This is a genomic window from Bryocella elongata (genome assembly GCF_900108185.1).
GTDB classification, from domain to species: Bacteria; Acidobacteriota; Terriglobia; order Terriglobales; family Acidobacteriaceae; genus Granulicella; species Granulicella elongata.
The window spans coordinates 960,296-975,352 of sequence record NZ_FNVA01000001.1; the positions used below are offsets into that span (position 1 = coordinate 960,296).

Below are 15,057 nucleotides of genomic sequence, written 5' to 3' on the forward strand. Positions count from 1 at the left end.
ACGATGCCACAACAGTCAATTCCCCTTCCGGTTGACGTACACTGAGCTTCCGGACGAGCGGCTGTAATCCACACAAGCTACTTGCAGCAGCAATCCAAATTGAGGCCAGGTGCGTTTTATGAACAGCGTGTACCAGGGACCAATGAGCGGATCGTTGGCCAGCGAGGACGACGCACTGCTCTTGGGCCGCGTAGAACGTGGCGACGAGCAGGCGATGGCCGCGCTGTACGACCGCTATTCGAGACTGGTCTATTCGGTCGCTCTTCGCGTCTTGCGGGATGCCTCGGCAGCCGAAGACGTGTTGCAGGAGATCTTCATGCAGGTGTGGCGTAATCCGGACCGGTTCACAGCGACTCGCGGCAGCCTTGGTGGCTGGCTCGCGATTGTGTCGCGCAACCGCTCCATCGATGCTCTTCGCCGCAAGCGCCCTACCGAGCAGGTCGAGGACGCCATCCTCGCCTCTCCGACCAATCTGGCCAACGAAGCCGAGCGTTCGCTCATGATGGAGCGCGCCAAGGTCGTGATCACACAGCTTCCCGCCGAACAGCGCAAGACCCTCGAGATGGCGTTCTTCGACGGCCTTACCCATACAGAGATCGCCGAGATGACGGGCGACCCCCTCGGCACCGTCAAGACCCGCATCCGCAGCGCGCTGCTCACGCTGAGAAAGGCATTCCAGGCATGAACACCGCTGACCATCTGACAGAAGACGACCTCGCGTTGTTTGCGCTTCAACTCTTCAGCGACGAAGAGCAGAAGCCAGTCGTCGCACATCTGGAAGAGTGCGAGGAGTGCCGCGTGAAGGTGGCTGAGGTCCAGGGCGACCTCGTAGCCTTTGCAGTCACCGCCGAACTCCACTCGCCTCCCGCCGCCGCCCGCGACCGCCTGCTCAAACAGGTTCAGCGCGAAAAGAAGCTCGTACCCATCGACCGCCCCTTGCCGCAACAGCAGCAGCTGCCGGTCGCGGAGCCGATGCTCGCCTCACGTAACAGTCTCCTCTTCTCGGAGCACATCGAAGAACCGACCACCCGCAGCTCCATGGGAGCCCTCGGCTGGGCTGGCTGGGCTGTCGCTGCCAGTGTCGCTGTCTTTGCAGGCGTCCAGTTCCATCAGCAGCAGAAGATGGAGCTGACCGTCGCATCCCTCACGACGAAGCTGAAGGCCGCCACACCGGCGGAAGATGCCGCACGCGCCCAGGAGGCCATGAAGACCCTGACCGGCGCGGGAGCGATGCAGGTCTCCTTGCGCATCCCGCCGCCCGAAGGTGTCAAGGCGCCGCCGGCTCCTGAAGGTCACGTCGCCTATGTCGCCGAGTCTGGCTCCATGGTCTTCATCGCCGATCATCTCACGCCGCTCCCCGCCTACAAGACCTATGAGCTGTGGGTGCTGCCCGCCAACGGGCACGATCCCATAGCGGCCGGCATCTTCAAGCCCGACGGCAACGGCAGCGCCAACGTCGTCATGCCGAACCTGCCGAAGGGCGTTCCCGCAAGCGGCTTCGGCGTCACCATCGAAGACGACGGAGGCTCCAAGACCCCAACCAAGCCGATCATTCTTGTGGGAACCGTCTAGCCCGACCGCTTCCCCTTCTTTGTCTCCGGGTCCCTCACGGGACCCGGTTTCGTTTGCTGGAGCCACGTATCCGACACACCAGTTCCTCGCAGAGACACAAAAGGCCACCCCGAAGGGCGGCCTTTGCGTTTGAAGGTTTATCGTCCGCTACTGAGCCGTCACCAGCACACGCACACCGGTTCCCTGCAGATTGATATGCTGCTGCACCGTGTTGGTATCCGTGTAGATCACCGAAAGGTAGTTGCTGTCGCCCGACGTCACGTAGACCTTGCCGGTCGGCGAGCCCGTCGTGGAGATCACGCTGTTCGGATGGCCGTAGATCAGTCCCGGGCTCGAGGTTGCCGTCGCTGTTCCAGCAGTCGTCGAGATCGCGCAGATCGTCGACACCACGGTGTCCGACGTCAGGCTGATCACGCTCACCGAACCTTCGCCTGCCGTGCACAGACCCGTCGAATCCGTCTGGTTGATCACGTAGGCAAAGCTGCCATCCTGCAGCACCGAGATCATCGATGGGTTGATGCCCACCTTCACCGTGGCTTCAATCGTGCCAAACGTCGCAGCGTCGGTTGGGTTGGACGTATTGCAACCCGGGTTGCCGACCACCGTCGTGACCGTGCAGAGCGGGATGTCGATGATGCTCACCGTTCCCGCGCTCGTGCCGTTGCCTGCGCTCAGCACCAGCAGCTGCGTCGTCGTCGGAGAAAGATCGGCCCACACGGGATTCGTTCCCAGCGTGCCCGTAGCCGGAATCGTCGGGGTCGTCGAGTCCGCAGCATTGTTCGTCACATTGATGACCGAAACATTGCCCGAGCCCTTGTTCAGAACAAAAGCGCGGCGCGCATCGGAAGTCATCACACCGTAGATCGGCGTAACCCCCACCGGGATCGTCGCCGAAACTGCGATCGGGCTGGCCGATTCAAGCGCTGCCACCGAACCCTTCGCTCCGCTCACGCTGCCCTGGCTGATCGCATACACGCGAGCCGTGCCCTGCGCGCCAAACACGTACACCGGGTTATCCGGCACCGCGACCTGCTCCAGCAGGGACGGCCCCGTCGAACTCAGCACCGCGATGGAAGCCGCCGCGGACGACGTCTGGGTCTCAGGAATGAACAGATCCGTCGCGGAACCCGAAAGCGTAATCGCCTGCACGCTCACCGGGGTGAGCCCCGCCGGCAACGTCGCCTGGACGATGTTCTGCGTGAGCAGGCTCGTCGGACTCGAGAGAGCGAAGGTGTCCAGCGCGCCGGCTGCATTGATCGTGAAACCCTGCGTACCGCCGGAGTTCACGGCGAAGTAGCTCGGGTTCGATTGAATCTGAGGCGTGGAGAGCACTGTGTCGCCGGAGACATCCACGAATGTCAACAGGCCCGGCTGCGTCGAGCTCGGGCTCGAGACCGCGACCGCGTACTTCGTCGGCTGGCTGGCGGGCCCAACCGGATTGATCGCGCTGACCACTGGACGGTACGTCTCGCCGCAGCCGGTCAATAGCAGCGCGCAGCCAAGGGCTGCAACAACACCGAGCGATGGCCGACCATCGCTTACAACAGGGTGCTTCCGAACTGGGTACAAAAGTGCTCCACGAAGGTGCCGATATCAGGCCCCTACAGCGTTTGATTGTAAACGAATGCCCGCTGTAAACCACGCACTCGTCGCGGCCCGGTGCACTTCTCACCCGTCTACAGAGGAATACCCCGCCGCATGGCGCGAAACCTGTTACTTTCTTGCGTCATGCGCGTCTACTACCGGTCACACCGCAGCCGCAGGGTTTCCTGGCGCATCTGAGACTTGCTGCACCGGGCTCCTCAACAGAGCTTCCTCCATCTGTCACCCTGCCCCAACTTCTCCGAGGAGATCGCATGAACGAGCCCGAAGTGATCCTGGAGATGCTCGGTGGCCCCTGCGCCCTACGTCCCGGCTCGCGCTCCGGACGTACGCTGGCCGTCGTCGGCCTCTCCGATAATCCCGCCAGGCCCAGCTTCTCGGTCGCCAGCTACATGCAGGACCACGGCTATCGCATCCTCCCCGTGAACCCTTCGATTCCGTCCGCGCTCGGCGAGACCAGCTACCCGAGTCTGCGCGACTTGCCCATCAAGCCCGACGTCGTCAACGTCTTCCGCCTGCCCGGATTCATCCCCGACATCGTCGACGAGATGATCGAGCTCGGCCTCCGCAATCTCTGGGTACAGCTCGGCATCGTTCACGAAGAGGCTGCAGCCAAGGCCGAGGCCGCTGGAATCCACGTCGTCATGGACCGTTGCATCTTCATCGAACACCGCCGTCTCGCCCGCGAACTGGCGAGCTGAAAACGCCTCTACAATGAAAAGAATGGCCTCCCGAACGATCTCGCCATACAGGACGCGAAGCAGCGCCGCGCGCCCTCTGGACCTCCTCTTCACCCTGCTCCTCGCCGCAGCGGCCTGTCTAACGCCGGCGCACGCGCAGATCGTTGAGGTCGGCGACGGCGGCCCGGGCCCATTCAAGGCGGAACACCTCACCGCGGAGCTGACCACCCTCAGCCCTCAAGCGCAGGCCATGCCCGGCGGTACCCTCCAGGCTGGCCTCGTCCTCACCCTCGAGGAGCACTGGCACGTCTACTGGACCAACCCCGGCGACTCGGGCGAGCCTCCACGCATCACCTGGACACTTCCCAGGGGCATCACCGCCAGTCCGCTCCTGTTCACACCGCCCGAGCCCCTTCCGCTCGGCCCCCTCAAGGACTTCGGCTACGAAGACCAGGCTGTCTTCCCCTTCACCATCAAGGTCGATCCCTCCGCCGCCCCAGGCAAGGTTCACCTCGACGCGAAGGTCAGCTGGCTCGTCTGCGAAAGCGTCTGCGTCCCCGGAAAGGCCCACCTCGGCCTCGACATCAACATCGTCAAAGGCCCCGTTCAGGAACCTGCGCTCCTCGGCGCGCTCGGCAACGCGGTCAAAGCGCTGCCCAGGCCTCTACCCTCGGGCTGGAGCGTCACTGCGACCGGTGGTTCCAAGGACATCTTCCTCACCCTCCACTCCGGAACCAGCTCCAGCGACATCGGCATCTATCCCTTCGATCAGGATGTCATCGACATCGATGCTCCCGATCAGCGCAACGCCACCGCCGACGGCTGGCAGCTCTGGCTTCCCCGTCCGAAAGACTCCACCGCCCTCCCCAGGGACTTTCACGTCCTCATAGAGTTCTCGGACAAGGAAGCCTACGACGTCACGGTGCCCGTCACTCCTGGCGAGCCACCCGCCGTGGCTGCATCCAGCTCTGCTCCCGGTGCCGCGGAGGCTCCCTCGAGCGACATCGGCCTCTGGGGAGCCCTCGGTCTCGCTCTGCTCGGAGGCATCATCCTCAACCTGATGCCCTGCGTCTTCCCCGTGCTCTTCCTCAAGGGGCTGGCGCTGGTCAACAGCTCCGGCGAAGAACGCTCCCGCCAGAGGATGCATGGCCTCGTCTACACGCTGGGCATCCTCGCCAGCTTCTGGACCATCGTTGCCGTCCTGCTCATCCTCCGTGCCGGAGGAAGGCAACTGGGATGGGGCTTCCAGCTCCAGTCGCCGGGTTTCGTCGCGGTCCTTGCAGCTCTCATCTTCTTCCTGGCGCTGTCTCTCACCGGGCAGTTCGAGATCGGCCTCTCGCTTACCTCCGCGGGTGGCGAGCTTGCCGAAAAGCAAGGCCTTGCCGGCAGCTTCTTCACCGGCGTGCTCGCAACCGTTGTCGCTACGCCCTGCATGGCTCCCCTGATGGGCGCAGCCGTCGGCTTCGCGCTGGCGCAGCCTCCTGTGGTTACCTTCCTCGTCTTCACCATGCTTGGGCTCGGCCTTGCCCTGCCGTACCTAGCGCTCACCATGCAGCCGCAATGGACCCGCGTTCTTCCGCGCCCTGGCGCCTGGATGGATGTCCTCAAACAGGCCACCTCGATCCCGCTCTTCGCGACCGCCATCTGGCTCACGTGGGTCTATGGTCAGCTTTACAGCCCCAATGGCGTCGACCGGATCGTCCCCCTGCTCTCCGGTTTTCTCCTGCTCGCCATCGGCGGCTGGTTTCTCGGCCGTTGGCCCGGGCAGACCAAAGGTCTGCTCATCGCCGCGCCCATCATCGTGCTGGCGATCCTCCTTCCCCTGCGCAAGCCCACCGTAGAAAAACTCCAGTGGCAGCCCTGGACTCCCGCCAGCTTCGCCGCCGCCCGCACCTCCGGCAAGCCCATCTTCGTCGACTACACCGCCGCCTGGTGCCTCAGCTGCCAGGTCAACGAGCGCGCCGTCCTCGACTCCACAGACATAGAAGCCCTCCTCGGCAACAACAACTTCATCCTCCTCCGTGCCGACTGGACCCAGTACGACGCCAACATCACCCAGTCCCTCCAGACCCTCGGCCGCAGCGGCGTACCCACCTACGTCATCTACCCGCCGGGCGATAAGTCCAACCCCGACGTCCTCCCGGAACTACTCACCAAGGACCTCGTCACCAAGCAGATCGACAAGGACTTGAAGCTCAGCACGAAGAACTAGCGCGCCCCGCGTCCAACGCTCAGATCATTTGCGCTTTGGGTGCCCCGGATTTTCGGATCCGGAGCACCCGGACCTGCCTCCACCGTCGCTCCGAGCGGAGCAGGTAGCCCCGGCACTCCTGCGCAGGATGCGCAGCAACCCCCTCGTAGCTCAATCCCTCAACGCTCGCAGCTCAACAGGTCTCCTCATACCCGCCCACCCGGGAAACCTGGCGCCTCCACAGCTCACCAGCCCCACACGAAACACCTGCCTCATCCGCTGCGTCCAACCTCTGTAGCGCCCGCAAGCATCCCACCCTAAACCTCACAGCTCTGTGCAGGAGACTCCCCATGAAGACCCTGTCCCGCATCGTAGCTCTCTCCGTACTTGGCCTCACCACCGCCGCCTTCGCCCTCAAGCCCGGCGACCCCGCCCCCGACTTCAAGGCGACCGACTCTAACGGCAAGCGCGAATCCCTGGCCCAGTACCGCGGCAAGTTCGTCGTCCTCGAGTGGACCAATCGTGATTGCCCCTACACCCGCAAGCACTACGAGTCCGGCAACATGGAGGCCCTGCAGCACGAGTGGACCTCCAAAGGTGTCGTCTGGCTCTCGGTTCTCTCCTCCGCGGAAGGCCAGCAGGGCTACGCCACGCCACAGATCGAGAACGCGTACCTCGCGAAGATGCACGCCGCGCCTACCGCCGCCCTCCTCGACCCCACTGGAGCCCTTGGCCGCCTCTATAACGCGAAAACCACGCCCCACCTCTTCGTCATCGATCCCCAGGGGAAGCTCATCTACGAAGGTGCCATCGACGACCAGCCCACGCCAGACCCCAGCTCGATCAAAGCCGCCCACAACTACGTCTCAGCAGCCCTCACCGAAGCCCTGGCAGGCAAGCCCGTAATCAAACCAGTCACGACGGCCTACGGTTGCAGCGTAAAGTACGGGAATTAGTCGGAGGGTCTGGGCACTGTCGATATATAAATCGAGCGCATATAGATCGAGCGCAAGCTTCTGACCTACAGAAGGATTGTCATCCTGAGCGAAGCCTCTCGCAGCTTCATCGCGAGAGGCGCAGTCGAAGGACCTGCTGTTTGCTCGCCCAGCCACCGATTTCTCCCCATTTCTACCAATTCGCTTCTCGCCTACGGCTTCGCACCAGCAGGAGGCGAAGCCTTGAACCACTCCGGATGTTCCTTTTGGAGATCCATGCCAATCTGGCCGCCGACCCTCGACCCGATCTGCGAGAAGCCTCCCGTCATCTCGCTCTGAATCGCCACGATGTTTGCAGTGAGCTTCTCCTTAAGCTCCGGCGAGAGGGTGAGCTGCTTGCCCGCGGCTCGGTCCTTTGCGCCCTGCGCCAGCACCTGAAGCTCAGCCTCAGTGAAATGGCTCTCCCAAACGTGAGCCGCCATCGCCACAAACTCGTTCGGGTCAAGCGTCTGCTTCATCCGCTTCCCCCACTCCTCCACGAACGCTGCGTTCAGCGTCGGATCCTGCTTGACCATCGCTTCTTTGCCCGCAGCGATCATCTTGTCCTCATTCGCAACAAACCCTGCGCGCATTCCGCTCGCCTCCACAAGTTGAAGCGCAGCCTGGTGTGACGCCGGTGTCGGAGCGACTGCCGGGGACGTCTGTTGAGCTGAAGAGGATAGGCCGAGGCACAGAAGCGCTGCGAGGACAGTGGAACGCATGAGACTCCGCAAAGGAAAGATGTCCCGATCCTACACGCCATCAATGAGCGGGTGCCCACATCTCATTTTCGCGAAGCATTTCCCAGATACACCGGGAGCCCCAGATTTCTAAAGGGAGCCGGGCTCAGAGGTCACACGAACGCCACGGGCCAACCTGCGAGTCCCTCGAGCCTGGGACGAACGGCAGGTCGCGGCCTAAGCCGCGACAATCACCACTTCGCCCAACCTGCGGTTTCAGCCGCCGAGGGACCTGTCAAGCCCTCCGCCACACCGCAAACCAGCGAAACCCTCGCCAACACAGGCGATTTCACGCTCGTCCCCTTGGCGTAATCGCCCCATTCCACCAACTATCATGGAATAAGCCCCCGGAATAGCATCCACGCAAGGATGCAATTACACGCGGCTAACTCTTTTCGAAAGAATATTTTGCATGTAAACCCTCGCTGCTGAAGATTTTGTGGGCCTTGCGTTGAGAGTAAAGACTTTAGCTCAGGACTTAGGGGGGAGGGGGACCTACTCGCCGCGCTTGATCCGCTCAATCTCCGCCATCCGCTGGGCCAGCAGCTTCTCCCGGCCCTCCTGCGTAGGCTGGTAGTACCGCCGGTCGGCGAGCCCCGCAGGCAGGCACTCCATCGCCGCCACCTTGCCCTCCACGTTATGGGCGTACTGGTAGCCCTTGCCGTAGTCCAGCTCCTTCATCAGCTTCGTTGGAGCGTTCCGCAGGTGCAGCGGCACGGGCTCCGCCGGGCGCGACTCGATATCCGCCAGCACCTGCCCATAGCCCATGTACACCGCGTTCGACTTCGGAGCCAGCGCCAGGTACACCACCGCCTGCGCCAGCGCCAGGTCGCCCTCCGGCGAGCCCAGGAAGTGCATCGCATCCCGCGCGCTCAGGCACAGATTCAGCGCCTCCGGAGCCGCCAGCCCGATGTCCTCCACCGCCATCCGCACCACGCGCCGGGCGACGTACATCGGATCCTCGCCAGCAGCCAGCATCCGGCCGAGCCAGTACAGCGAAGCGTCCGCATCAGAATTTCGAACGCTCTTATGCAGCGCGCTGATCAGGTCGTAGTGCTGTTCGCCCTTCTTGTCGTACAGCAACACCCGCTGCTGCAGCGCCTCAGCCGCAATCTCCCGCGTGATCAACGTCTCGCCGCGCCCGCTCGCCAGCCCAGCCGCGACCTCCAGAGCATTCAGCGCATTGCGCGCATCGCCGCTTGAGTACGAAGCAATCGCCTCCATCGCCCCCTCGCCGATCTCCAGCCCCGACGCCCCCAACCCGCGCTCTGAATCCTTCAGCGCCCGGTCCAGCAGCGCCATGATCTCTTCCTGCTCCAGCGCCCGCAGCGTGTACACGCGGCAGCGTGAGAGCAGCGCAGCATTGATCTCGAAAGATGGATTCTCGGTGGTCGCTCCGATCAACCGGATCGATCCCCGTTCCACATAGGGCAGGAACGCATCCTGCTGCGCCTTGTTGAAGCGGTGGATCTCGTCAATGAACAGGATGGTCCGCGAGCCGTAGGTCGACGCCTTCTCGGCATCCACCATGACCTGCTTGATCTCCTTGGTCCCCGAAAGCACCGCCGAGAACTCGATGAAGCTCGAGCTGGTCACACCCGCGATGATCTTGGCCAGCGTCGTCTTCCCAACTCCAGGAGGTCCCCAGAAGATCATCGACGCCGCATTCACCGCCGCCCTGCTGGCCTCGGCCTCAATCTGCAGCCGCAGCGGCTTTCCCGGCCCCAGCAGGTGCGTCTGTCCGAAGTACTCATCCAGTGTGCGCGGGCGCATGCGCTCTGCGAGCGGAGCAGCTGTGCGAGTTCCCTGCTGCGTCATCGCCGTGTCGAAGAGGCTCATCGGCTACTGCCCCTCTTCACCGCCGCCAGCCGCTGCCGCATCGCCTCGTAGAGAATCGTCGAGCCAGCCATCGCAGCATTCAGCGACTCAATCTCGCACGGGATCGTGATGCCTCCATCGCAGGCCGAGATCGCCTGCTGCGAGAGACCAGCGCCCTCGTTGCCGATCAGCACCGCACAGGCCTGCGTCAGGTCCGCCTCCTGCACTGCGACGACACCATCACCATGCGCGACCGCGCCAAGCAGTCCGCAACCATGCTCCCTCAGCGTGATGGTCAATTCCCCAAGGCTGGCGCGCAACATGGGCACACGAAACGCTGAACCCGCCGACGCGCGGAGGACCTTCGGGCTCCACGCATTGGCGCAGTCATTCGTCAGGAACACCGCCGAGGCTCCGAAGGCTTCGCCCGAGCGGATCAGAGTGCCTACGTTGCCAGGATCCTGCACATTCTCCAGCAGCAGGACCGTCCCAACGCGCTCCGGCAATGGCCGTAACGGAGGAATCGCCATGGTCGCAGCGATCCCCTGCGGCGTCTCCGTCTCAACGGCGCTGTCGAACACGTCTTTGCTCAGGATCACCCAGGCTTCCGCTTCAGCACCCTGCCACGCACGGGGATCAAGAGCCCCCTCGCTGCCCTCCCGGACGAAGACCGTATCCAGAGGAAGACCGCTGCGTAGCGCCTCGAGAATCAGAGTCGAGCCTTCGATCCCGATGTACTCGCCTGGCTTGCGAGCCTTGCCGCTCAACGCTGCGCGCAGTGCCTTCACGCGGGCGTTCGTGCGGCTGGTAATCGGTGCTCCGAAGTCGATGGGATCCATGCAACCTCAAGTGTACCGCCGGCAATGAGCGCCTCTGGCCCGCGACGATGTGACGGCTTGCACCATCTCCGAAGCAAGATGCGGTAGAGTTTCCGTTGAGGGCCTGTACTTGAACGCTGAGACGCTGCGCATTCATCCGGACGAACCTGAGCCACATTTGGTCGCGCAGGTGGTGAGCTCGCTAAACGCCGGACACGTAGTCGCGTTGCCGACGGACACCTTTTATGGCCTGGCCGTCGACCCGGTCAACCTGCATGCGGTGGATCGGATCTATGAGCTGAAGTCGCGCGCCCAGCATAAGCCGCTCTCGCTGCTCATCGGGGACATCTCGCAGGCTTACGAACTCGCGCGCTCCATCGACACAGCCTTTGATCTGCTGGCGGAACGCTTCTGGCCCGGCCCGCTCACGCTGATCGTCAAGGCGGGCAGCAAGCTGCCTCTCCGCGTCACCGCCAATACCGGCAATGTCGCCATCCGAGTGCCCGATTCCCCTCTCTGCCGCGAGGTCGTCAAAGGTCTTGGCCTGCCGATTACCGCGACCTCTGCCAACCTCCAGGGCATGCCCGAATGCACCTACGCTGGCGGCGTCCGTGACCAGTTTGGCGACAAGATTCCGTTGATCGTCGATGCTGGCCCGACGGCGCGGTCTGTCGGCACGACGATCGTCGATCTCAGCGGTGGAGGCAACTCGTGGATGATTCTCCGCGAAGGTGCGATCCCCACCCACGAGATCGCCCTGACTTTGCAAAAACTTGCCTGAAACTTGCGAGTGGCGACACCGGAGCGACCTGGCCGTCATCCAATATGCCTGCGTCACCGCACTTTGCGGGACGAGGGAATCCTTTGCGCGATACGATATCGCCAAAGCACACGAAGCCAAAGCACATGAACGATGAGTGCCAACACTAAGTCCAGCGGCAAGGGCCGCAAAACGAACTTCGCCGGCCGCCTGCTGCGCGACCTCATCCTGCTCGGCCTGCTGGTAACCGCAGGCTGGTTCGGCTGGGTGTACCACGAGATACAGTCGACAGCGCATGTTGACAATGCGCAACATGCCGACGCCATCGCGGTCTTCGGTGCAGCGGAGTATGCCGGACGGCCTTCGCCGGTGCTACATGCTCGCCTCGACAAGGCCGTGTCCCTCTACGATCGCGATATAGCGCCAGTCATCGTGACCCTTGGTGGCGGCAGTGACAAGGATTCAGGCAAGACCGAGGGTGGCGTGGGCAGGGATTATCTGCTCGCCCAGGGCGTGCCCTTTGACCACATCATCGCGGAGACTCACTCCTTCGATACCGAGCAGCAGGTCGCGCGGTTGAAGGAGATCGCCGAGAGCCAGCACTTCGACAAGATCGTCGTCGTCAGCGATGGAACGCACCTGTTCCGTATTCAACTGCTATGCGAGCGCGCGGGTCTGGATACGTACACCTCACCACGCGAAGTGATTGGTCACCTCGATGACATGGATGCAGCACAGCGCATGATGCACGAGATGCTGAGCTATACGGCGCTACGCTTCAACCTGCACATCAGCTGGTTGCATCGCTGGCTTGCAGGCAAGGGCGACTAGAGGATTTAGGCCGCGCCGAGCGCAGCCTAAACCTCATCGTCATCGGTGATCGGCGCGGGGATGCCGCCTTCGCGACGCATCTTGAGGAAGCCGCGAATAAATGGCTCCAGCGCACCATCGAGCACTGCATCCACGTCGCCAACCTCGACGCGAGTACGCAGGTCTTTGGCGATGCGATAGGGCTGCAACACGTAGCTGCGGATCTGCGAGCCGAAGTTGATCTCCAGCTTCGAATCTTCAATCTTGCGCGTAGCCGCTTTCTTCTTGTCCAGCTCGTACTCGTACAACTTGGAGCGCATCATCTTCATGGCGCGCTCTTTGTTCTTGTGTTGCGAGCGCTCGTTCTGGCAGCCGGTGACAAGGCCCGTCGGAAGGTGTGTGATGCGGACTGCGGAGTCGGTGGTGTTCACGTGCTGTCCGCCCTTGCCGCCCGAGCGGTAGGTGTCGATGCGGAGGTCTTCTGTCTTGATGTCGATGACGATGGTGTCGTCGATCTCCGGACTCACGAAGACGCTGGCAAAGCTGGTGTGACGGCGCTTGGCGGAGTCGAAGGGAGATATCCGAACCAGTCTGTGCACGCCGGTTTCGCCGGTCAGCATGCCAAAGGCGTACTCTCCGGTGATGGTGAAGGTAGCTGACTTGATGCCGGCTTCATCACCATCCTGCAGCTCGTTGATTTCGGTCTTGAAGCCCTGCCGCTCGGCCCAGCGCAGGTACATGCGCATGAGCATCTCGGCCCAGTCCTGGCTTTCGGTGCCCCCGGCTCCCGGATGCACCGTGACGATCGCATTGAGCGGATCGGTCTCCTCGCTGAGCATGCTCCGGGACTCAAGCTCTTCGGTGAGCTTGGCCAAAGCTTCGATCTCGCGCTGGACTTCGGGCTCGATCGAGGTCTCGCCTTCGCGCATCAGGTCGAAGTAGGCGTCGATATCGCTGGTACGCCGCTCGATTTCGGCATCGTGGGAGAGAGCCGTCTCGAGACGCTTGCGCTCCCGCATCAGCGGCTGGGATTTCGCCGCATCGGCCCAAACCGAAGGGTCTGCGATCTTCTCCTCAACGGAGGCTAACTCGGACTTCAGGCGGGGCGAGTCAAAGATACTCCCGCAGATCGCGTACTTTCTCGCGAACCGGGGAGTAAAGGAATTCAAGGTCACTCAGCATCGAATCAGATCTTTCTTTGAAGGCTTACGCTGTGCCTGCAAGGCACGCGGCAAACTCTAGTGTACTGGCCGCCGGGTGAAAAAGCTCGCCCCCAGCGCGAGAGCTGTCATCAGGGCACACAACCAACCGACCCAGTCGCCAAACCTCGTGTAGGGTGTCAGGCCGTCGCGAAACGCAAATCCTGCAGCCAGTGAAGAGCGCACGTGCCGTGGCAGCTGCGCCACGACGCGTCCGTGCGGATCAATAACGGCCGTTACCCCAGTATTTGTAGAACGCAGGACCCAGCGGTTATTCTCGATGGCGCGCATCCTGGCCATGTCAAGATGCTCCCACGGCGCGCTCGAGTCTCCATACCAGCCATCGTCGGAGAGGTTCACGAGCACCTGGGCGCCATCCTGGGTCAACCTCCGTACTTCATCTCCAAAAATCGACTCATAGCAGATAAAGACACCGTAACGGTGTCCCTCGCTGACCAGGGCATTGCGCGAAAGTCCAGGAACAAAGGGTAGATCGTCTAGGATCTTTCCGGCGAAAAAGAACAGTGGCTTGTAGGGTGTGTATTCGCCAAACGGGACGAGGTGCATCTTGTCATAACGCCCCCCATCTCTTCCCGCGGGTGTCGTGAGGCGAGCTGAGTTATACAGGTGGCGCGTTCCGTCGGAATCGGTCGCTGCGGGAGTTACGTCCTCTGCGATCACTGTAGAGTGAGCGTTGATCGCGAGGGAGTTCAGGACACTCCGAAACTGCGGATCGCTGTCGAAGAAATCTGTTGGAGCCTCTGGCCAGAGAATGACCGTGGGATATCCAGAACGCTCCGGGACACCTGAACTCATCGCCGGGGACTCGCTAAGGGCGACAAATGAGGAGAGCATCGCTGCCCTGCTATCATCGGTCGGACTATCTCCCTGGGCGGCGCCACCGATATTGAGATTGTCCTGCAGGAGCACTGCAGTCTGCGACCGAGTGTCTGGCGGCGGTGTCCACCAATTTGCCGATAGCGCGAGCAGTGTGGTTGCAAGTGCCAGGCTCCCGATGGCAAGTTTTCTGGGCGTGCCGCACAGTTCGCAGGCGAACGGAAGGAGCCACAAGACATTGACCAGTGCCACCACCAGCGATAATCCCATCACTCCGGTAAGAGGCGCGAGCCGATTCAATATCAGATGGTCAATTTGCGTGTAGCCGAGAAGGTCCCACGGAAACCCCGTGATTTGCGTACGAGCAAGTTCTACCGCAACCCAGACTAAGGGGGCCACCACTAGCGCGGTGCACCAATTCCGTCGCCGCTGGATCGCCCAAAGGAGCCCGCAGAACAAGGCGTGATACAGCCCGAGATACAGGGAAAACAAAAGGAGCACGCCCCATGCAGCAGGTACCGGTAAGCCACCGTAAAGCTGCATGGTGCCTTCGATCCAGTAGCAATTTGCAAAGTACCAGACGATCCCACAAAGGTATCCGATGGCGGCCGCATGAAACCAGCGTGCTCCTTTGCCATATCGTTTGCCATATCGTTCGATATCACGAATCGCAAGCAGAAGTGGAACCAGGCATATCCAGCAAAAAGCCCTTCGCCAGAGCGGGACAGCCCCTTCAAGGGGAAATGGGAGGGCTTGCAGCACTCCTGAGAGCGCCGACAGGAGCCAGATCCGCAGTGGTATCGTACGCATCGCGTTGAGGATAGCACTCCTGGAGGGACACCTGGTGATGCCCTGTCTACGGTGAGCTAGCAACCTCTTGTTTCGGCGGATTTTAGGTCCGTGGTTCGAATTGAGGCAAAATTTCTATCTCTCGGATAACTCGGGACGGGACATCTGAGTCAGATAAATGAATAAACCTAGGTTCAACGGGTTTACATATGCTCGCTAACAGGCATAGAGTTGTCTTCATTGCATGATTTGGCGGAGTGGGACTGC

The 15,057-nt window shown here is 62.0% G+C and carries 13 protein-coding genes; 7 read left to right on the forward strand and 6 right to left on the reverse strand.

Annotated elements, in window-relative coordinates:
- Positions 1-118: 118 nt before the first annotated feature.
- Together C4S68_RS03970 and C4S68_RS03975 are read left to right on the forward strand one after the other, a co-directional pair.
- Positions 119-685 carry a sigma-70 family RNA polymerase sigma factor gene (locus tag C4S68_RS03970; RefSeq protein ID WP_103931679.1) on the forward strand — a complete coding sequence of 189 codons (567 nt, stop codon included), beginning with the start codon at positions 119-121 and terminating at the stop codon, positions 683-685.
- A complete protein-coding gene (locus tag C4S68_RS03975) occupies positions 682-1,572 on the forward strand; it encodes an anti-sigma factor domain-containing protein (RefSeq protein WP_103931680.1) in 891 nt (296 codons plus the stop codon). Before C4S68_RS03970 ends, C4S68_RS03975 begins: the two co-directional genes overlap by 4 nt.
- Positions 1,573-1,719: 147 nt before the next feature.
- Here the strand turns inward: C4S68_RS03975 and C4S68_RS03980 are convergent, their stop codons facing one another.
- Entirely contained in the window at positions 1,720-3,141 is a 1,422-nt protein-coding gene (locus C4S68_RS03980) for a YncE family protein (RefSeq protein ID WP_146072000.1), read from the reverse strand.
- A 287-nt stretch (positions 3,142-3,428) separates the two neighbouring features.
- Here C4S68_RS03980 and C4S68_RS03985 point away from each other — a divergent pair, with 287 nt between their 5' ends.
- The 3 genes from C4S68_RS03985 to C4S68_RS03995 all read left to right on the forward strand — a co-directional run bounded on the left by C4S68_RS03985 (position 3,429) and on the right by C4S68_RS03995 (position 7,001).
- Complete coding sequence (locus tag C4S68_RS03985) at positions 3,429-3,875, forward strand: CoA-binding protein (RefSeq protein ID WP_103931682.1); 447 nt, start codon at positions 3,429-3,431, stop codon at positions 3,873-3,875.
- A gap of 22 nt (positions 3,876-3,897) precedes the next feature.
- Positions 3,898-6,066, forward strand: a complete 2,169-nt coding sequence (locus C4S68_RS03990) for a protein-disulfide reductase DsbD family protein (RefSeq protein ID WP_103931683.1) — start codon at positions 3,898-3,900, stop codon at positions 6,064-6,066.
- A 329-nt stretch (positions 6,067-6,395) separates the two neighbouring features.
- Complete coding sequence (locus tag C4S68_RS03995; RefSeq protein ID WP_103931684.1) at positions 6,396-7,001, forward strand: thioredoxin family protein; 606 nt, start codon at positions 6,396-6,398, stop codon at positions 6,999-7,001.
- A 191-nt stretch (positions 7,002-7,192) separates the two neighbouring features.
- Here C4S68_RS03995 and C4S68_RS04000 read toward each other — a convergent pair whose 3' ends face one another.
- From C4S68_RS04000 to C4S68_RS04010, 3 genes are all read right to left on the reverse strand, one after another.
- A complete protein-coding gene (locus tag C4S68_RS04000; protein WP_103931685.1) occupies positions 7,193-7,612 on the reverse strand; it encodes a hypothetical protein in 420 nt (139 codons plus the stop codon).
- A gap of 642 nt (positions 7,613-8,254) precedes the next feature.
- Positions 8,255-9,598: a replication-associated recombination protein A gene (locus tag C4S68_RS04005; RefSeq protein ID WP_103931686.1), complete on the reverse strand. Its 1,344-nt coding sequence runs from the start codon at positions 9,596-9,598 to the stop codon at positions 8,255-8,257.
- A complete protein-coding gene (locus C4S68_RS04010) occupies positions 9,595-10,416 on the reverse strand; it encodes a TrmH family RNA methyltransferase (protein ID WP_103931687.1) in 822 nt (273 codons plus the stop codon). Before C4S68_RS04010 ends, C4S68_RS04005 begins: the two co-directional genes overlap by 4 nt.
- Positions 10,417-10,525: 109 nt before the next feature.
- On the opposite strand from C4S68_RS04010, the gene C4S68_RS04015 reads away from it, so the two are divergent.
- Complete coding sequence (locus tag C4S68_RS04015; RefSeq protein WP_103931688.1) at positions 10,526-11,176, forward strand: L-threonylcarbamoyladenylate synthase; 651 nt, start codon at positions 10,526-10,528, stop codon at positions 11,174-11,176.
- 132 nt (positions 11,177-11,308) lie between these two features.
- The gene (locus tag C4S68_RS04020; RefSeq protein ID WP_103931689.1) at positions 11,309-11,986 is read left to right on the forward strand and encodes a YdcF family protein; all 678 of its coding nucleotides are present in this window, start codon (positions 11,309-11,311) and stop codon (positions 11,984-11,986) included.
- A gap of 26 nt (positions 11,987-12,012) precedes the next feature.
- Here the strand turns inward: C4S68_RS04020 and prfB are convergent.
- Together prfB and lnt are read right to left on the reverse strand one after the other, a co-directional pair.
- Positions 12,013-13,147, reverse strand: a protein-coding gene (gene prfB, locus C4S68_RS04025; RefSeq protein ID WP_103931690.1) for a peptide chain release factor 2 whose coding sequence is annotated in 2 segments (ribosomal slippage) — positions 12,013-13,077 and positions 13,079-13,147 — 1,134 coding nt in all. Because the reading frame shifts where the segments join, the coding sequence is not laid out codon by codon here.
- A 56-nt stretch (positions 13,148-13,203) separates the two neighbouring features.
- Positions 13,204-14,763, reverse strand: a complete 1,560-nt coding sequence (gene lnt, locus C4S68_RS04030; RefSeq protein ID WP_235011331.1) for an apolipoprotein N-acyltransferase — start codon at positions 14,761-14,763, stop codon at positions 13,204-13,206.
- Between the last annotated feature and the right edge of the window lie 294 nt (positions 14,764-15,057).

Excerpts from the sequence above, each read along its gene's own strand:
- C4S68_RS03970 (WP_103931679.1), top strand. The coding sequence starts at position 119 with ATGAACAGCGTGTACCAGGGACCAATGAGCGGATCGTTGGCCAGCGAG.
- C4S68_RS03985 (WP_103931682.1), top strand. The coding sequence starts at position 3,429 with ATGAACGAGCCCGAAGTGATCCTGGAGATGCTCGGTGGCCCCTGCGCC.
- C4S68_RS04005 (WP_103931686.1), bottom strand. The coding sequence starts at position 9,598 with ATGAGCCTCTTCGACACGGCGATGACGCAGCAGGGAACTCGCACAGCT.
- C4S68_RS03975 (WP_103931680.1), top strand. The coding sequence starts at position 682 with ATGAACACCGCTGACCATCTGACAGAAGACGACCTCGCGTTGTTTGCG.
- C4S68_RS04010 (WP_103931687.1), bottom strand. The coding sequence starts at position 10,416 with ATGGATCCCATCGACTTCGGAGCACCGATTACCAGCCGCACGAACGCC.
- C4S68_RS03990 (WP_103931683.1), top strand. The coding sequence starts at position 3,898 with ATGGCCTCCCGAACGATCTCGCCATACAGGACGCGAAGCAGCGCCGCG.
- C4S68_RS04020 (WP_103931689.1), top strand. The coding sequence starts at position 11,309 with ATGAGTGCCAACACTAAGTCCAGCGGCAAGGGCCGCAAAACGAACTTC.
- C4S68_RS03995 (WP_103931684.1), top strand. The coding sequence starts at position 6,396 with ATGAAGACCCTGTCCCGCATCGTAGCTCTCTCCGTACTTGGCCTCACC.
- C4S68_RS04000 (WP_103931685.1), bottom strand. The coding sequence starts at position 7,612 with ATGCGCGCAGGGTTTGTTGCGAATGAGGACAAGATGATCGCTGCGGGC.